The organism is Paenibacillus sp. SAFN-054, from assembly GCF_051966755.1.
In the GTDB taxonomy this organism is placed as follows: Bacteria; Bacillota; Bacilli; order Paenibacillales; family Paenibacillaceae; genus Paenibacillus_AQ.
In genome coordinates this window covers 140,096-157,377 of the sequence record NZ_JBQCKS010000003.1, presented here as the reverse complement: position 1 = coordinate 157,377, position 17,282 = coordinate 140,096, and the positions used below count along the sequence as shown (strand labels likewise).

17 protein-coding genes are annotated in these 17,282 nt (G+C 50.6%); 2 read left to right on the top strand and 15 right to left on the bottom strand.

Going from position 1 to position 17,282, the window contains the following annotated elements; all coding sequences use genetic code 11:
• Positions 1-826: 826 nt before the first annotated feature.
• The 6 genes from ACTHPM_RS16590 to ACTHPM_RS16565 form a co-directional block, all read right to left on the bottom strand.
• Entirely contained in the window at positions 827-1,858 is a 1,032-nt protein-coding gene (locus ACTHPM_RS16590) for a zinc-binding alcohol dehydrogenase family protein (protein WP_440396669.1), read from the bottom strand.
• Positions 1,859-1,943: 85 nt separating this feature from the next.
• The gene (locus ACTHPM_RS16585; RefSeq protein WP_440396671.1) at positions 1,944-2,657 is read right to left on the bottom strand and encodes an SDR family oxidoreductase; all 714 of its coding nucleotides are present in this window, start codon (positions 2,655-2,657) and stop codon (positions 1,944-1,946) included.
• A gap of 29 nt (positions 2,658-2,686) precedes the next feature.
• Complete coding sequence (locus ACTHPM_RS16580; protein ID WP_440396673.1) at positions 2,687-3,247, bottom strand: NAD(P)H-dependent oxidoreductase; 561 nt, start codon at positions 3,245-3,247, stop codon at positions 2,687-2,689.
• Between the two features lie 71 nt (positions 3,248-3,318).
• Positions 3,319-3,897, bottom strand: coding sequence for a TetR/AcrR family transcriptional regulator (locus ACTHPM_RS16575; RefSeq protein ID WP_440396675.1), 579 nt, complete (start codon positions 3,895-3,897; stop codon positions 3,319-3,321).
• A gap of 83 nt (positions 3,898-3,980) precedes the next feature.
• Entirely contained in the window at positions 3,981-5,360 is a 1,380-nt protein-coding gene (locus ACTHPM_RS16570; protein WP_440396676.1) for an FAD-dependent oxidoreductase, read from the bottom strand.
• Between the two features lie 19 nt (positions 5,361-5,379).
• Positions 5,380-5,535 carry a hypothetical protein gene (locus tag ACTHPM_RS16565; protein ID WP_440396678.1) on the bottom strand — a complete coding sequence of 52 codons (156 nt, stop codon included), beginning with the start codon at positions 5,533-5,535 and terminating at the stop codon, positions 5,380-5,382.
• Positions 5,536-5,755: 220 nt separating this feature from the next.
• Between ACTHPM_RS16565 and ACTHPM_RS16560 the strand changes: the two genes are divergently transcribed.
• Positions 5,756-6,829, top strand: coding sequence for a hypothetical protein (locus ACTHPM_RS16560; protein WP_440396680.1), 1,074 nt, complete (start codon positions 5,756-5,758; stop codon positions 6,827-6,829).
• Between the two features lie 110 nt (positions 6,830-6,939).
• On the opposite strand, the gene ACTHPM_RS16555 is transcribed toward ACTHPM_RS16560, so the two are convergent.
• From ACTHPM_RS16555 to helD, 9 genes are all read right to left on the bottom strand, one after another.
• On the bottom strand, positions 6,940-7,950 hold the full coding sequence (locus ACTHPM_RS16555) for a Gfo/Idh/MocA family protein (RefSeq protein WP_440396682.1): 1,011 nt from the start codon (positions 7,948-7,950) through the stop codon (positions 6,940-6,942).
• A 28-nt stretch (positions 7,951-7,978) separates the two neighbouring features.
• Positions 7,979-8,686, bottom strand: a complete 708-nt coding sequence (locus ACTHPM_RS16550; RefSeq protein WP_440396683.1) for a DNA alkylation repair protein — start codon at positions 8,684-8,686, stop codon at positions 7,979-7,981.
• A gap of 190 nt (positions 8,687-8,876) precedes the next feature.
• On the bottom strand, positions 8,877-9,314 hold the full coding sequence (locus ACTHPM_RS16545) for an SRPBCC family protein (RefSeq protein ID WP_440396684.1): 438 nt from the start codon (positions 9,312-9,314) through the stop codon (positions 8,877-8,879).
• Positions 9,311-9,754 (bottom strand): SRPBCC family protein, encoded by a 444-nt coding sequence (locus ACTHPM_RS16540; RefSeq protein WP_440396685.1) that lies wholly within the window; start codon positions 9,752-9,754, stop codon positions 9,311-9,313. The genes ACTHPM_RS16545 and ACTHPM_RS16540 overlap by 4 nt, the downstream gene beginning before the upstream one ends.
• Positions 9,751-10,257, bottom strand: a complete 507-nt coding sequence (locus ACTHPM_RS16535; protein ID WP_440396686.1) for a MerR family transcriptional regulator — start codon at positions 10,255-10,257, stop codon at positions 9,751-9,753. Before ACTHPM_RS16535 ends, ACTHPM_RS16540 begins: the two co-directional genes overlap by 4 nt.
• A 349-nt stretch (positions 10,258-10,606) precedes the next feature.
• Entirely contained in the window at positions 10,607-10,972 is a 366-nt protein-coding gene (locus tag ACTHPM_RS16530) for a GntR family transcriptional regulator (RefSeq protein ID WP_440396687.1), read from the bottom strand.
• Positions 10,969-11,625 carry an ABC-2 transporter permease gene (locus ACTHPM_RS16525; protein ID WP_440396688.1) on the bottom strand — a complete coding sequence of 219 codons (657 nt, stop codon included), beginning with the start codon at positions 11,623-11,625 and terminating at the stop codon, positions 10,969-10,971. Before ACTHPM_RS16525 ends, ACTHPM_RS16530 begins: the two co-directional genes overlap by 4 nt.
• Positions 11,618-12,472: an ABC transporter ATP-binding protein gene (locus ACTHPM_RS16520; RefSeq protein WP_440396689.1), complete on the bottom strand. Its 855-nt coding sequence runs from the start codon at positions 12,470-12,472 to the stop codon at positions 11,618-11,620. Before ACTHPM_RS16520 ends, ACTHPM_RS16525 begins: the two co-directional genes overlap by 8 nt.
• 255 nt (positions 12,473-12,727) lie before the next feature.
• Positions 12,728-15,151 (bottom strand): RNA polymerase recycling motor HelD, encoded by a 2,424-nt coding sequence (gene helD / locus ACTHPM_RS16515; RefSeq protein ID WP_440396690.1) that lies wholly within the window; start codon positions 15,149-15,151, stop codon positions 12,728-12,730.
• An 892-nt stretch (positions 15,152-16,043) separates the two neighbouring features.
• On the opposite strand from helD, the gene ACTHPM_RS16510 reads away from it, so the two are divergent.
• The gene (locus tag ACTHPM_RS16510) at positions 16,044-17,282 is read left to right on the top strand and encodes a saccharopine dehydrogenase family protein (protein ID WP_440396691.1); all 1,239 of its coding nucleotides are present in this window, start codon (positions 16,044-16,046) and stop codon (positions 17,280-17,282) included.

Genomic DNA, 17,282 nt, shown 5'->3' with positions numbered 1-17,282 from the left:
GACAGTAACTAAGGGGAATGTATGCGAAAAAACGAATACATGGGGCGACGCGGACAGTAACTAAGGGGAATGTATGCGATAATCCGAATACATGAGGCGGCTCGGACAGTAACCAAGGGAAATGTATGCGATAATCCGAATACATGATGCGACGCGGACAGTAAATAAGGCGAATGTATGCGGAAATCCGAATACATCAGGCGGCTCGGACAGTAACCGAGGCTAATGTATGCGGAAATTCGAATACATGGGGCGGCTCGGACAGTAACCGAGGCAAATGTATGCGATAATCTGAATACATGGGGCGGCTCGGACAGTAACCAAGGGAAATGTATGCGAAAATACGAATACATGGGGCAGCGCGGACAGTAACCGAGGCAAATGTATGCGAAAATCCGAATACATGAGGCGACGCGGACGGTAACCGAGGCGAATGTATGCGATAATCCGAATACATGAGGCGGCTCGGACAGTAACTAAGGGGAATGTATGCGGAAATTCGAATACATGAGGCGGCTCGGACAGTAACTGAGGCGAATGTATGCGGAAATCCGAATACATGAGGCGGCTCGGACGGTAACCGAGGCGAATGTATGCGAAAATTCGAATACATGGGCGACGCGGACAGTAACCGAGGCATTTTCTAATGTCTATTCTCTTTGGGTCCATTTCATCGAATAAGTACGTACTTTTATCACTAATGTCACGCACGGAGTTGATCCGATATATGCTCCTCAACAAAAAGAAAAACAACCCCTGAAACCGACGTTTCAGGGGTGAAGGGATGCTTAGGGCATAGCCATCAATCCCGGACCCGGTTTATTCCTCAGAATTGCTCAAGTACGATCTTGCCCACGGTCCGGCCGGTTTCCAAAAGAACATGCGCCTTGCGGAGGTTCTCGGCGTTGATAGCCCCCAGCTTCTGCGCCACGGTTGTCCGGACAACCCCTTGATCCACAAGCCGTGCGACTTCGTTCAACAGGTTATGCTGCTCGATCATATCCGCCGTCTGGTACATCGAGCGCGTAAACATGAATTCCCATACGAAGGTTGCGCTCTTGTTTTTAAGCAGCGTCAAATTCAGCAATTCATCCGTCTCGACGATGGAACAGATTTTACCTTGCGGCGCGATAGCCTCGGCCATGCCCTTCCAGTGCTGCTCTGTACCATTCAGACATAATATGTAATCCACCTGTTCGAATCCGATCGCCTGCAGCTGCGGTACGAATGCATCGTAATGGTTAATGACATGGTCCGCACCCTGCTCCTTCACCCATGCGACAGATTCCGGACGGGAGGCGGTACCGATGACCGTTAATCCGGCATACCGGGCAAGCTGCACTGCAATGGATCCCACCCCGCCGGCGGCTCCGATCACCAGAATGGATTTGCCGGAATTCAAGGATCTGTCGGCCGGAATGCCCAACCGGTCAAACAGCCCTTCCCATGCTGTAATCGAGGTTAAAGGCAGCGCTGCCGCCTCTGCAAAATCCGTGCTGGACGGCTTCAGACCGACGATGCGCTCATCGACAAGGTGAAACTCGCTGTTGCCCCCGGGGCGTACGATACTGCCTGCATAGAAGACCTCGTCGCCTGGCTGAAACAATGTAGAATCCGGTCCCACCTGCTCCACCACTCCTGCCACGTCCCATCCCAGCACCTTGAGTTCACTCTCGACGCGTGCTTTCGGGGCTCTCACCTTCGTATCGACCGGGTTGACGGAGATCGCCTTCACTCTGACCAGCAGATCTCTTCCTGCTGGAACCGGTTTGTCGATTTCCGCATCGATCAGACTGTTCGGATCCTCAATCGGAAGGTATTGGTACAGGCCTACGGCTTTCATTTTTTCTTGTGTCATACGTTGATCGCTCCTCATATTTAAATTTGAATGATTTCGTTTGGACTTTTGCAGAAAATGCTTGTGATGCGATTGGACTCCAGGATTACCAAGGAAGCTGGCTATCCATGTAATAGAAGCCGCCCGTCGGGCCATCTTCAGGCAGCGTAGCCAGACGGACCGCCGTCTTGGCTCCATCCTCCGGCGAAAGCTCTGCTTTGTCTCCGCCCATTTGGGTCTTGACCAGGCCAGGGTGCACCGAGTTCACCTTCAGGTTTGTACCTCGCGTTTTCTGGGCCCAATAAGCTGTAAGCATATTGAGGGCGGCTTTGGATGCGGAATAAGCAGGAGTGGCAATACGCTGTGCAAGCTCATCTGAAAGCAGATACTGAATGGATCCCAAGGCGCTGCTCTGATTCACGATTCGGCCGGCTTCGCTCTTCAGGAGCAGCGGCAGCAGCGCTTCCGTGATGTAGTAGGGAGCAAACGTATTGACCTCAAACGTATCCCGCAGTGCATCCCCTTCGTATGACCCTTTTTCGGCCCATATTCCCGCATTGTTCACCAGAATATCCAAGCGTCCATAGGTGTCGCCGATCCATCTCGCCATAGCCGCAATATGCTCCGCATTCGTTACTTCCAGCTCTATGCCAACTGCTTCAGCGCCCTGATCACGCAGCTCAGCCGCTGTTTTATCTGCAACCGCTTGGGTACGTGCCGCGACCAATACCGTTATGCCTTGCTCTCCCAATTGTCTGGCGACTTCATACCCGATTCCTTTGTTAGCTCCCGTTACAAGTGCAATTTTGTTGTCCGTCATTTTCATGTCCTCCTTAAGGATATCGATTGTTATTTGTTAATCGTGATCAGGCCGGCGGTTTGTACATGGCTTATGTTTCTCAGGTGATGAACATACGCGGCTTGAGCCTCGGCGAGCTGTTCATCCGTGATATGGTGCGCGTCATGGACGGCAAATGGGGGCAAATAATGGGCACTTACATAGTTGGCGAGCGCCTCCATCGGCTTGGCAATGTCCCGGATCGTAAACAGATTGTACCCTCCGGGCTGATACGAGGCGGCAGTACCCGAAGTGGAGATCGCTATGCCGATTTCCTTGCCTTTCAGGCGATCCCCGCCTGGACCAAAGGCGTAGCCGTAAGCCAGCACCTCATCGAACCACTGTTTGAGAAGCGGGGGTGTACTGTACCAGTAAAGCGGGTATTGGAAAATAATCCGGTCATGGCGATCGAGCAGCGCCTGCTCATGCAGGATATCCAGCGGGCCATCCCCATAAAATTCATACAGCGCGTGTACAGTCGTATCCGGCTGATCTCTCATGGCATCGAGCAGCGCCCGGTTGATCCGGGAATCCCCTAAATTCGGATGAGCTGCAATAATCAATGTTTTCATGTCTTTGCTCCATTCTGTATAATATTTTGAGAATGATCATTCTAAATACTTCAAAAAAATTTTATATCTACTTATTTCTCTAAAATTTGCATTGTCAAAGCGCTAATGCGCTGGAGCTTTTCCTTCGGCACCGACGTCCGGGCCATTACCCTCAGCCCTGTTAAGGCATTATGCAGATACTCGGCCAATTCCTGGGCTTCGTACCGATCGGTGAACTCGCCATTCTGCTGCCCCCGGGATACAATCTCTACAAGCAGATGCTCCACCTTCTCGAAGGACCTTACGGATTTGGCATCGACGTCTTCATCCCGGCATGCCATTTCAACGGCTGAATTGACAAACATGCATCCGGGCGGCGCGCCTTCTTCCCCATTGCTCATATAATCGAAAATGAACTGCAGGGCTTCCTTCGAGGTCCGGGACTGCTTGACGCCTGCCGCCAAATGGGCATCCGTACGTTCCTCAAACCGGTCCATTGCCTTAAGATACAAGGTGTGTTTATCTGTAAACGTATCGTAAAGGCTTCTGCGGTGGATTCCCATATGCTCGACAAGATCATTCATCGACGTCTTCTCGTATCCTTGCTCCCAGAAAAGCTTCATCGCTTTTTCCAAGACGGCATTTTCTTCAAATTCTTTGCTTCTGGCCACTTCAGCTTCCCTCCCAGACTATCGTATACGAACATCATACCATTTCGGGAATGATCGATAAAGAATAGGCTGGAACTTCACGTTTATCCTGATATTAGACCTAGAAGATCATTCAGGATCTCCGACATGGAAGGATGGGTAAAGATCGTATCCCGCAGCACCGTGTATGGCTGCCCGGAGTTCATGAACACGGAAACGATGTTCACCACTTCACTGGATTCCACGCCGAACATGGTGAAGCCAAGCAGCAGCCCGGTATCCGCATCGACAACCGCTTTCAGCAGACCCTCGGTCTGCTTCAGTTGACGGGCCCGGGTTGAAGCCGTAACGGACAGTTTGGCAACCTGGACGTTATAGCCCTGCTTGCGAGCCTCCGCTTCTGTCAGTCCGACGTGAGATAACGGCGGGTCGATAAAGACCGAATATGGAACCTGCTTGCGATCCAGCGTGGTCCGCTTCCCGCTTCCGAACCATTGATCCTTCGCGATCCGGAAATCATCAAGGGAGATGTATGTAAACTGGGGTCCCCCGTTCACGTCGCCAAGCGCCCAGATGTGGGGAAGATTCGTCCGCAGCTTCTCGTCAACCTGAATGAAACCGCGTGCCGTACGCTGGATGCCGGCTGCCTCAAGATTCAGCTCATCAGTATTGGCCTTTCTGCCGGTTGCTACCAGCACGGCATCGGCCTTCCATTCCACCGGACCGTCTGGAGAGGACAGATGGAGGGTGACCTCTTCAGAGCCTTGGTCATCGATTCGATCCACGCGGGTCTGCAGCCGAATCTGGATGCCCTTTTGCTCCAGCACCTTCCGCACCTCAGCGGCCATATCCCGGTCGTCTTTGGGTAGAAACTGATCGCCATGCTCAAGTATCGCGACTTCGGTACCAAACCCGGCATAAATGGAAGCATATTCGAGGCCGATATAACCGCCGCCAATAATGGCCAGACGTTTCGGAAGCTTGGCCAGATCCAGAATTTCCGCGCTGGTGTATACCTTATCGCTGTCGATGCCGGGAATCTCGGGAATGACCGGTTTGGCACCCGTATTGATGAAGATTCGTTCCGCTTCCACCAGGATACTGCCTTCCTGCGAACTTACCTCTACCGCATGCGCGGATTGAAAAGACGCTTTCCCTGTCATTACGGTAACTCCCGGTTGATTGTTCACCTGGTCGAAATTCTTCGCACGCAGCAGGGAAACCAGTTCATCCTTCTCCCGGATGGCCTGCGCGTACTTCTCTTGCCGCGCTTCGGGGTCATGGATGTCCTGTTGTGAGAATAGATGCGATTGATGAGCCAATGCCTTCGTCGGAATGCAGCCTACGTTGATGCACGTGCCGCCATACATTTGCGCTGACTGTTCGACGACCGTAACGCTCAGCCCTTGTTTGGCAAGAAAGGGCGCCAGCGTCTTGCCGGCTTTGCCAAATCCGATGATAAGCACATCCGTTTTATGTTTCATGGTGATCACTCCCTCGTCCTCATTTCTGCACTTCATGAATCGAACAAGCCAAGGAGCGTGTGTTCGACCCTTCGCTCGCGGCCAGCGCGGTGCCCGCGTCGGCATGGTGGGCTACCTTTCCATCCGGCTGCACAATCCGTGCTATTCTTCCAGAGTTACTTTTCCTGACACTCATTCGAGAATGATCATTCTACATTGGGTGAATGGCCCCTTTTGTTCCGTGAGTTCATCCTAACATATTGAGAACGATCAGTAAAGAATTATTTTTTACTGATTGTTCTCATTGGATTCCAGCGGATTATTTGAATCTGTCTTTGCGGGTACCTTATAATTCCATTAGTCAGGTTGCGGGGGACGGACCCGTAAGCTTATCTAATATACCGGGGTGAGAACATATGAATCTTCAAACACTCTATCATGAATACATAAATATAAAGTTTGAGCGGGGACTCCCGCCCGTTTCAACGGACGGATTTGAATACTGCGATTGCGAAGATGGTGGCGCGGAGCTGTTTGTAACGGGTCATGCGTGTACGGCATTCAGTGAATGGATCTCGGAACTACAACCGCGTGATCCTCACTACACGGCGAATGTGGATTGGGAGCCCGTGCTTTCGGCGGAATTTCCGCAGCTGAGCGTATACGATGAATTGGTCTTCTACTATCTTCTGTTTACGGTGAACGCGACGACGTCGATTGTGAAGGTTAACCCTTACAACGCGATGAACGATTTTATGAAAAACTATTGCTTCTTTCAGTTATCCCGATGCATGGACGCGGAGGCGCTGAAGGAAGAGCAGCGAGCAGAGCTGCGGGACTTTTTCCTCTTCTTCTATCTCTATACGCACCCGGTCAACGAGGAGACCCTCTACTCCTTTTCGTTCCGCGGGAAGGATCTCGTTCATACGACAACCGATATTGCGGTCAAACACTATTTTACCAACTATTATGACCACTATCGCGAGAACCCCGGCAAGTATAGGGAGCAACTAGACTTATCTCCTCCTGAAATCGATGCGTGCAAAAGCCTTTCGCTGGAGCTGTTAAAGACCATCGAAGGCAAATCAAGCAAGCTGACGATGCCAGCCGAGGAAGGACTGGAGGATGTATTGCAGCTGATCAACAATGTTGATGATCTGATGCATAGGTACTCGACCGATAAAGCAGCCTTGTTTAAAATCATGGCCGACTTTCTCGCGGATCATCGCTCCAGCCCTTACCGTGACCACGCTTTCCGGATGCTGATCCAAAATTATGCCACGTATATCCTTTATTTTGACTTTGATGAAATTCATTCACTGGTCGATTACTTCAAAGCAGCCCCGTTATGGTGCGGGAAGATTATCAACGCCATCTTTGCCGATGCCATCTTCATTCAGAAAATCATGAGGCAGCAGCAGATCGATATCACCAAGTACGACAACGTAACGCATTTCTTCAACGAGACCGCAAGGAGCATCTATTTATAGTCCCAAAGGCAGCGATTTCTGCTCGCGTTAAGGTTTTGCCCGGGTAAAAAGGCGAGCTGTCATGCCAATAGATAACCTCAGCGATTTCAGCTGCCCTTGTTTCCATTTCCCTATTGATATTCCGCCTGAAGCAGCTGTGATCTGAGGTCTGTGAAGCCTTCGCCCGGCTTACGCAGCGCCTCCAGAACCACCTGCGCATTATATCCGTCGTAGAAGTCATAGATATGGCCCGGCTCGCCGTTCAGAATCGAGAGTACCTGTTTGAAAATAGGCAGCTGTCCCTCCGCCTCAACGGGAAGTACGGGATGCATATCGGCTTCATTCGCACCCATATATAGATGGCTCCAATTCTCCAGCGCAATGGTTCCTTTTTCCCCGCGGACAACCAGGGAGACACGTTCTTCACCTTCACGGCGGTCCGTGCCAGATACATGGATGTCAATATGGTTATGCAAACGCATGACGGCCCTCACCCGGCTCTCGCACTGCCGTCCATCCGGCGGATACTCAACCTCGCTCCTAACCTGAATGATCGGACCGAACACCTGCTGGATCATATGAATCCAGTGAATACCCACTTCAAGCAAATACCCGCCTTCGTGCCTCGTCGTGATCCAGGGATTCTGCTGCCAGGCACGGGGCCACTGCGGAAATTCCAGATAGAGGTCCATGCTCTCGATCGCTCCAACCGCCTGCTCTTCCATCAGTTCCTTTAGCTTCAGGACTTCCGGCTCGAGCGGGAACGAAAAGTGAACGGCATGCAGCCGATCGTAGCGCGCCCCCAGCTCCAGCAGATGCTTGGCCTCCTCCAAGCTGTTCGCAAGCGGCTTCTCGCAGAAGACGTGAACGCCTTTTTCAAAGGCCATCCGCGCCACATCATAATGCATGGACGGAGGAACCGCGATATATACAAGATCGAGCTGTACCTCATTAAGCAGAGCCCTGTAGTCTGTGTAAAGCCGTGGGGTACCTCCGGCTGCTTCAGCTTCCCTGCGCAGCACCTCCTCCTGATCACATAGGGCCGCTAATTCAACCCGACCGGCAAATTGGGGAATCAAACGGTGAACCATATGCTTGCCCATATGTCCCAGGCCGATCACGGCCAATCTGATTTTTGTCATATCCCATGTCCTTTCTTCTCAATGATGACTAACATCTTACATATTTTCGCTTGAAGCCGAGCTGCCCCCTATCAAGCGCCTTTTGAATGTTAACGGAAGCGTCCAGGAACTTGCTTTTCGCAGCGTGGAGACCCACTTCTACCGGGCCGACTTCCTTCGCAGTGGCCACCGCCTGGTCATGAAGCGGCAAATAGGAGACCGCCACGGTGTATATGAAATTGTTCATCGCATATTTCGCGCGTTCCGGAGCCTCATGTATCGCGCCTTTCACCAGCTCCAGCATACCGGCAATCTTCTCTTCGGAAAATTCATGGTCAGGTCGATTGCCGAGCAGCCAGCAGTAACAGCTCCAGCCCGCAGACATTCTCAGCTCCACGCCGCTTGCGATCCACTTATCGGAAACCTCCTGCGCAATATCCGTTTCTGCCAAAGTAACGGCGACCACATAGTCCGACAGCATATAAAAGTAAGCTCCGTCGATCCACCGCTCAAAATCCGCTTCTGTCATCACCTTCGGATCGGCGATCACGCCCGCAAAATACATGGCGTCGTAATTCCCTGTAGCATAAAGCTGCTCAGCTAACGGCTGATTGCGTTTAATTTTCTTGAAAATGGGCTTCATCGCGCCGGTAGCCACGCCAAAAAGCGGTTCATGCGCGCCGTTTGACAGGTACATCTTTTTGGTGCGCTCCTTGCCGAGGGCTTCAAGCTCCTGCATGACCAACTCTAAATTCATCGTTCACACTTCCTTTATCTTGGTTTGACGTTCAGAGTGAGGACAACTTTACTTGAATATATCATAAAGCGGCCTTCATCCCCTCAAATAGCGCTATCCAAATAAAAATCGCCGTCCGACTCCCCGCAGGGAACGTAGGACGGCGACGATATACGGGCCATTACAGCATAGCCATTGCAGTACAAGAACGCTAAGCCATCTCCGCCAGCACCTTGCCAAGCCGGTCAAGCTGCTGTTCATTTGCTTCTATGCAGACCGGCTTCGCTTGCTCAAACTCTTCTTTCTTCTTAAAGCGTTGACGGAAGGTGACCCGAGTGCGGCCATCGACTTCTTCAAAGGTAGCCGTTACGCGAAATTCATGAACGTTTAGATGCTCAATCACGACCCGCTCCGGCTGCATCATCTCAACAAAAACGTTATGGTTAGGGTAATCCACGCCATCGGGTCCGTGCATGATGAACTTCCACGCGCCTCCCGGCCTTATGTCGCACTCGTGAAACGTATTCGTGAAGCCTGCCGGCCCCCACCATCTGGTTAACAAATCGGGTTCTGTCCAGGCCCGAAATACAAGCTCCCGTGGAACATCATACTCGCGCGTAGCCATTAGTTCATTTTCACCCATCGTCATGCCTCCTTTTCCAATGCCTTGCCGAGTGCTTCCAACATCACGTTTGTACCATGCTCCCGTATTTCCGGCGTATCATGCCCGTCAAAGAACGCGCCCTGCTCCGTGAAAATCAGCTTCGTGCCGCCCTCCATCCGGATCAGCTCGACCGTAACGATCGAGACGGAGATGCGCGCGCCCTCCGAATCCAAGGTATACGTATAGACGATACGCTGCCCTGTAACGATCTCCTGGTAGATCGCATCAAAGGTAAAGACCGGCCCTTCCGGCGGCCCGCCGCTGCTGCATTCACGTCCGCCAACCTGGAAATCGAAGATGTCCGGCTTCGAAAACCATTGGGCTTTAGCAGCCGGATCGGCCCATGCTTGATACACACGCTCCGGCGAGGCAGCATAAGTCCGCTCCACGACGAAGGTGGCATGCTTAACGAATCGTTCGTTCATTGATCTTCCTCCTTAGGTTTCGTCATTCCGTTCTCCTCGGCAAGATAGTCTCCCAGCAGGTCCAAATGCCGCTCCCAACTTCTTTGCCGTTCAATGACAGGCTTCTCAAAGCCCGCCTTCATCGCTTGCAGGATGCTGACGAAATCCTCGACCGTCAACTCCTCCTTGCCCTGTATCAGCTTGGATGCATGTCTGAGCTGCTCCAATAATTGCTGCCGTTGTTTGATCTGCTCCTGAATTTGATTGATCTGCAGGCCCACGATCTCAAGCGGGCTGATCTGACCGCCCGTTAAAACGGACTTGATCTCCTCGAGAGATAACCCCAGCTCTTTTAGCGATAATATTTGGTGCAGGCGTGACAAGTTCGATTCGCTATACAGCCTGTGGCCCGATTCCGTCTGGCTGGAAGGAGACAACAAGCCGATTTGGTCGTAAAAATGCAAAGTTCGAACGGTTAACCCCGACAGCTTGGCAAGTTCCCCAACCTTCCAATATTTCTTCATAGACCATCCCCACTCTTTGACGCTAGCTATGTACCGGTACCTTTATTGTAAAACATGACGTTACGTCAGGTGCAAGACTAAATCAGGACGCTCTCACGGAAATTTTTGCGCTGACGGATTTCGGATATCAACGCCATACGGATTCCCTTTGAAGCCAAGCCGACCTTTATCGGCCGCTCTATTATGAGACGACGAATACATGCAGCCCAAGCATTCTGCTCTGCTTGGGCTGCAAGACATGTTCATTCGGATGAAAAATATATTATCGGTCCTTTTATTATGATTCAATGAAATGTAATATCCGATAAAATAAAATGCCTGTCGCTGGCTGAAGGGTGTCGCAAGATTGCTAATAAATTTTTTTCAGCAGCTCGATTACCTCGTCCAGTGTAAGGCCAAAGGATTTGTAGTAGGATGTATCGCCTTCCATTTGCTTCAGGATCATTTCGTTGCGGATTCGCAGCATCTCTTCGGGCGAAAATTCGGCTACGAAGCACCCTTTACCGGTGACGGTATGGATCAAACCGCTTCGTTCGAGTTCCTCCCAAGCTTTCTTGACGGTGATGACGCTCACGCGAAGCTCTTGGGCTGCCTGCCTGATCGGCGGCAGACAATAGCCGCTTTCGAGTTCCCCTTTCAGAATTTGGGCGCTGATTTGTTCGAAAAGCTGCTGATAAATCGGTTTGTCGGATGTGTTTGAGATGAATATGTTCATAATATTTCTACTTTATGGAACCGTTTGACCGCCATTCGATAAGCCATCATGGTAAGTGCAATAAATATTACGATTCCTGCGATCAGAATGGATACTTGAAGTGCTATATTGTCTGCCCCGGTCCCATTGAAAATGTCGGATACATAAGAACTTTGAACCCCGATCCATTGCGCGACTCCGGCAAAAAGCATCGCGGCCGTAATGGATGCGGTCGCCGCCCCGCCGTATTTATACGCCGTCTTGTAATACATAGGGATAAAGATCACGTTGAAGATCGCCAGCATGACAAAACACAGTCCCCAAAAGCCCATGTGCGGCGCAAAGAAAGCCTGGGTCAGATTCGAGTACAATTGGATATTGATCATACCAAAGATCATGGCCATGACGATATGCAATAACTCCATGATGACGACAACAAGCACCCTTCCTTTGACGATGTCTTTTTTGGTGACAGGCATCATCGAGGTGAATACCAAATCGTTCTGTGCTCTAAACTGGCCAAACATGTTCGGTATGGTAATCCAGCAAAAATACAGAATAACAATAAAATACAGCCAACCGGGAATGAGCATTAAGGCGCCCAAAATAACAGGCATGATAAAAAATAATGGACCGATCCCTAATTTCAGATCCTTCACCACCAGATTATACATACGCATCCTCCTTTTTCGCGAAATAAATCATGATCTCTTCGAGATTAGGCGTAGCCGCTCTAATATCGGAAGTGGAGTCGAAGTCTCTGGAATGGATCAATCCGGTAAAGCCGAATGAATTGACTTTATAGGAAATCATCTTGTCTTTGACCTGGTTCAGCTGGCTTTCGCTACCGCTCAACAAGCGATAGGACTCCATAAATTCGTTTTTCTCGGAACTTGCGACGATTTGCCCGTTTTCGATAAAGGTAATAAAATCCGCGCATTTTTCCAAGTCCGATGTAATGTGAGTCGAGAAAAGAATGCTGATTTCGCCGCCCACGACGAGCTCTTGAAAAATATCGAGCAGATTGTCTCTTGCGACCGGATCGAGTCCGCTTGTCGGTTCATCGAGGATGAGCAGCTTCGCTCCATGGGATAAGGCAAGTGCCAAATTATACTTAACCTTCATGCCTGTCGACAATTCGGCGACTTTCTTGTTTTCATCCAGTTTGAATCTTCTCAGGTAATTGTAATAGGTCTCATCATCCCAATTTTTGTAGAACTTCTTAATGACCTCGGTCAGCGTTTTGATCTTGCTGCGCCTATAGAAATCCACGTCGCCAAAGGCGCATCCGATTTCCTGCTTCAATTCAATTTCGTATTCGGCGATATCCTTGCCCAAAATACGCACTTCGCCGCTATCGATGTGAATCATGTTGAGGATCGATTTGATGGTGGTCGTTTTTCCCGCACCGTTGGCACCGATAAACCCCATAATATAACCCTGTTCCAGTTGGAACGATACATCCTTTAGCTGAAAATTCGGGTAGTTCTTATTTAAATGCCGAATGTCTAATGCCAGCATGCCGTACCTCCTCAACAAATTGTGTATATCGTGTATGCACAATATATCACCGGAATTATATGAAGTCAATGAGGTATGAGCCTAATTTTTGGATATTCCTCTTCGAACAACCATGAAAAAAAACCACTGAAAAAGCACGAAACCGTACTTATCATCAGTGGCGGCATGTTACAGAACCCTTTCAGGTATATGAAATATCGGGTTACGCGGTACTCGTTCTCAAAAAAAAATCATTTTTCCACTACTCGGAAGCGATCACGCGTCGCCCTCCACCTCGTACAAAGACGCATCCAACGCCTGGAGGAATGGAGACCACTCTCCTGCCGCGAACAACAGCAGCCGGTGCATGGCACGCGTGCAGGCCGTATAAAACAGCTTGCGTTCGCTCTCAAGGCGATACGTCTGCGAAGATGCGTCGTAGATGAGCACGGCATCGAATTCAACGCCCTTGGCGAGATAGACCGGAATAATCAGTGTCCCTTTCTCAAAGTTCGGCGTGTTCTTCGTCACGAGCTTCAGTCCCTGGCATCCTTGCGACGTCAGGAGATCATAAGCCTCTTGGCCCTCGGCCGCCGTTTTCGTAATGACGCCAATCGAGGTGAAGCCTTCAGCCCGAAGCGCCATCAGATGCTCCGCTATTCTTGCGGCCCGCTTCTCCCCGAGGCCCGCGTTCGAGAGGAGCGGCTTCCTGCCGGCCCGTTCAAAGGGGACGATCTCCTTGCCGCTTGGCAGCAGATGCTTCGTGAATTCCACGATCTCCCGGGTGGACCGGTAACTGCGGACCAGGCGGAACAAATTCGTCTCCGACTCGCCGTACAGCCTGGTGAGGGGCGAATCCTCTCCGTACAGCTCCGTTGCTTGCGCAAAGATCGCCTGACCGAAGTCGCCGAGTACCGTCATGCGGGCACGGGGAAACAGCCTTTTGAGGAACTCGTATTGGAACATCGAATAATCCTGTCCCTCATCAATGAATACATGCCGGACCTCCGTGTTCGTCCGGACACCCTCGATGAGCTCTTTTAAATACAGGTAGGGTGTTGCGTCCTCATAGAACAGTTCAAGCCGGCCGAGCTTCTCCTTGGTCTGCTCACAGATTTCCGGCCAGAGCGAGGGAACGTCGGCCCCATTCGTCATCTTCTGAAAGACGGCCTCATCAGCGAACAACTGTACATACAGCTGGACCATATTAATGAACATCAACCGCTTCACGCTTCGCTTCAGCGGTACGAATTGTTCTTTTACAATCATCTGCCGCAGCAGGCTTTCTTCCCGTTCTGCATAGTCAAAATCGCCTTCATCCGACCTGCGCTCACCCTGTATCCTTTCGCGGGCTTCTTCATATCGTTCGGCAAAATCAAAGACGGCTCTCTCTTTGTGCAGTTTCTGATATGCCTCGGCGTACTGATCCTTATCGAGATAATCGAGCTCATCCTGCACCCAGCGCGCCGACCGTTCCTTACTCTCCAGCAAGGCCAGCTCCTGCAGCAGCCACTCCTGCAGCATCGCAATGCGATTGGTTATGCGAATGGAAGGGTCGTAGCTGTAAAACTTGGTTTTCATTTGCTCCGCAGAAATCAGATCCCGATCCCGAAACCGAATGCTTTTGAATAACATGCCTTCCTGCTCCAGCCACTGCGCGTAATCCCGGAGAGCTTGCAGAAAGCTTGCGGATGACTTGTAATGAATCCCTTTCAGACGCGCTTTATACGCCTGCGTCGATTGCTCTGCCAACACGTATTCGATCTGGTCGAAGGGATCCTCCAGGCGAAACTTCCGTCCTAGCCAGTGGTCAAGGTATTCCTGGAAGGTCGTCTGCTGCATATTTTCTTCGCCAAGCTCGGGAAGAACGGTAGATACGTAGCTGTTAAACATCGGATTCGGCGAGAACAGAACGATTTGGTCGGCCTTAAGCCGCTCGCGGTGCTTATACAGGAGGTATGCCACCCGCTGGAGCGCTGCGGAGGTCTTCCCGCTGCCTGCTGCCCCCTGCACGATAAGCATCCGGCTTTTGTCATCGCGGATGATGGCGTTCTGCTCCTTTTGGATGGTCGCGACGATGCTTCTCATCTGATTGTCCGCGCCCTTCCCAAGCACCTGCTGCAGCAAATCGTCGCCGATCGTCAAGCTTGTGTCGAATACGTTCTGCAATTGGCCCTCACGGATTTGATACTGCCGCTTCAGCTTCATCTCGCCTGTGATGGCTCCGCCGGGCGTATCATATCCAGCCGCTCCCGGAGAATGATCGTAGTACATGCTCGCGACCGGAGTACGCCAGTCATACACCAGGAAACTCATGCCGTCCGAATCGACGAAGGATGCCACCCCAATGTACACCTGCTCGGTAAACTTCAATCCATCCTCCTGAAAATCGATGCGCCCAAAGTAAGGGGACGACTGCAGCCTTTTCATGTTCTTCCATTGCTGGACGCGCAGGCGGTGGCTTCGCTCCCGTTCGGATAATAACGCCTCCTGCTGCCTGATGCTGTAGAAGGTCTCTTCAAAATCTTCGTCCGAACCTGTATTGACGGTGACTTCCTCCCAGAATTGCTTGCGGATATCTGTCACCTGGCCTTGCAGACCCGACACCTCCGGTTCGAGTTCCTCCATCCTTTTCCCCAGCTTTTCCATAACCAGATCCAGCCGCCCCTGCTCCTGCTTCCAATCCTCCGCATTCACCATCTAAACACCCTCCTCCTTCATTTCAACCTGCTGAAAAATACCGTTTGACAAACCGCTATTTCCTGTGATAAGATTAAGTTGTAAATAAGATGGGATAATTTTAATTTTTTGCAAAAAAGTAGCTACTGGTTTTCCAATCATACCATAGTGCTTTTTTGCGCGCAATATGAATTTATGCATATGTAAACCCGGCAGATCTGCCGGGTTTTTTTGTGTTCTTTTCCAAGGTATGTGGACGAAGATGAAGTTAGCGTTAGAGGACCACCCTGTGTTCCAATTGCACAGTCCCAACGGGGAAGTCATCGAATTTATGGAGGAGGTGGATTTCGATCTGTCTGCCAGGTCTGATGGAAATTAAATATTTTTCGAAAATTTTACTTGTTCTATGCTTGCCAGCCTGCTATTATGAAGTAGCGTGATTTTTGGAAAGCGAATAGTCGATATATTTTAGGATCTTTCCAAGCAGATAATCTTTGACCACTTCCATGAGGAAGTTAAGGCCATACGGACAGCCGGGTCAAATGCCGATTGGCAACTTTCGTTGCCTTATTGATTGAGTTAAAAGCTCAAATTTTATAAGTTGGTTACTTTACAACCAGTGCATATGCACACAACTTGTGAAACGGTCAATAAGAGTGGTAAAAGTAATTATTTGCTATATAGACTCTGATCCTAACATGATATATTCGAATATGAGCGCCTTTCCATAAAGCACTGCGTTTTATGGCTGACTGACGAGCACGCAAGAGGTTTGTCATGCCATGCTTATTGGGACGATCTTACTATTTGACTATATCAAAGCAAGTGTGATGCGCATGATGCGTGTTTCGCTTGCTTTTTTTGTTGCCGTTTTTACATGTAAAAAAATTCATTCGGAATAGGAGATCGAAACATGGGAAAAGCACTAGTCATTGGCGCCGGGGGCGTCGCATCTGTAGCCGTTCATAAATGCGTTCAAAACAGCGAGGTTTTCGAAGAAATCTGCATCGCCAGCCGCACGAAATCGAAATGCGATGAGCTGAAAGCCAAACTCGACGGAGGCAAGACCAAAATCACGACCGCACAAGTCGATGCCAACAACGTAGAGGAGCTGATTGCTCTTATTAACGAAGTAAAACCGGATATCGTTATGAACCTGGCCCTGCCTTACCAGGATTTGACGATCATGGACGCCTGCCTGGCTACGAAAACGCACTATATGGATACGGCAAACTATGAACCGGAAGATACGGCGAAATTCGAATACAAGTGGCAGTGGGACTACCGCGAGCGCTTCGAAAAAGCAGGAATCACAGCGCTGCTCGGCAGCGGTTTTGACCCGGGCGTCACTGGCGTATTCTCCGCTTATGCCCTGAAACACTATTTCGACGAAATTGAATATATCGACATTCTGGACTGCAACGGCGGCGATCACGGCTATCCTTTCGCAACCAACTTCAATCCGGAGATCAACATCCGCGAAGTGTCCGCGAACGGCCGCTACTGGGAGAACGGTGAATGGATCGAAACGAAGCCGATGGAAATCAAGCGCGAATATAACTTTGCCGAAGTCGGCCAAAAGGATATGTACCTGCTCTATCATGAGGAGCTTGAATCCCTTGCGCAAAACATGCCTGGACTGAAACGCATCCGTTTCTTCATGACGTTCGGCCAAAGCTACCTCATGCACCTGAAGGCGCTTGAAAACGTAGGCATGACTTCGATCGAGCCGATCGAATACGAAGGCAAGCAAATCATTCCGCTTCAATTCCTGAAGGCTGTGCTTCCGGATCCGGCTTCCCTCGGACCTCGTACGGTGGGCAAAACGAACATCGGCTGCATCTTCAAAGGGAAAAAAGACGGCCAAGACAAGACGTACTACGTCTACAACGTGTGTGACCACCAAGAGTGCTACAAAGAAGTGGGCTCCCAAGCCATCTCCTACACGACGGGCGTTCCTGCCATGATCGGCGCAGCGATGGTTATGACCGGCAAATGGAACAAACCGGGCGTATACAATGTCGAAGAGTTCAATCCGGATCCATTCATGGAAGAGCTGAACAAATGGGGACTTCCTTGGGTAGAAGATTTCAATCCAGTGCTGGTGGATGCCCTGCCTGAAGAAGCGAAAGAGCCGGAGCTCGTTCGTTAA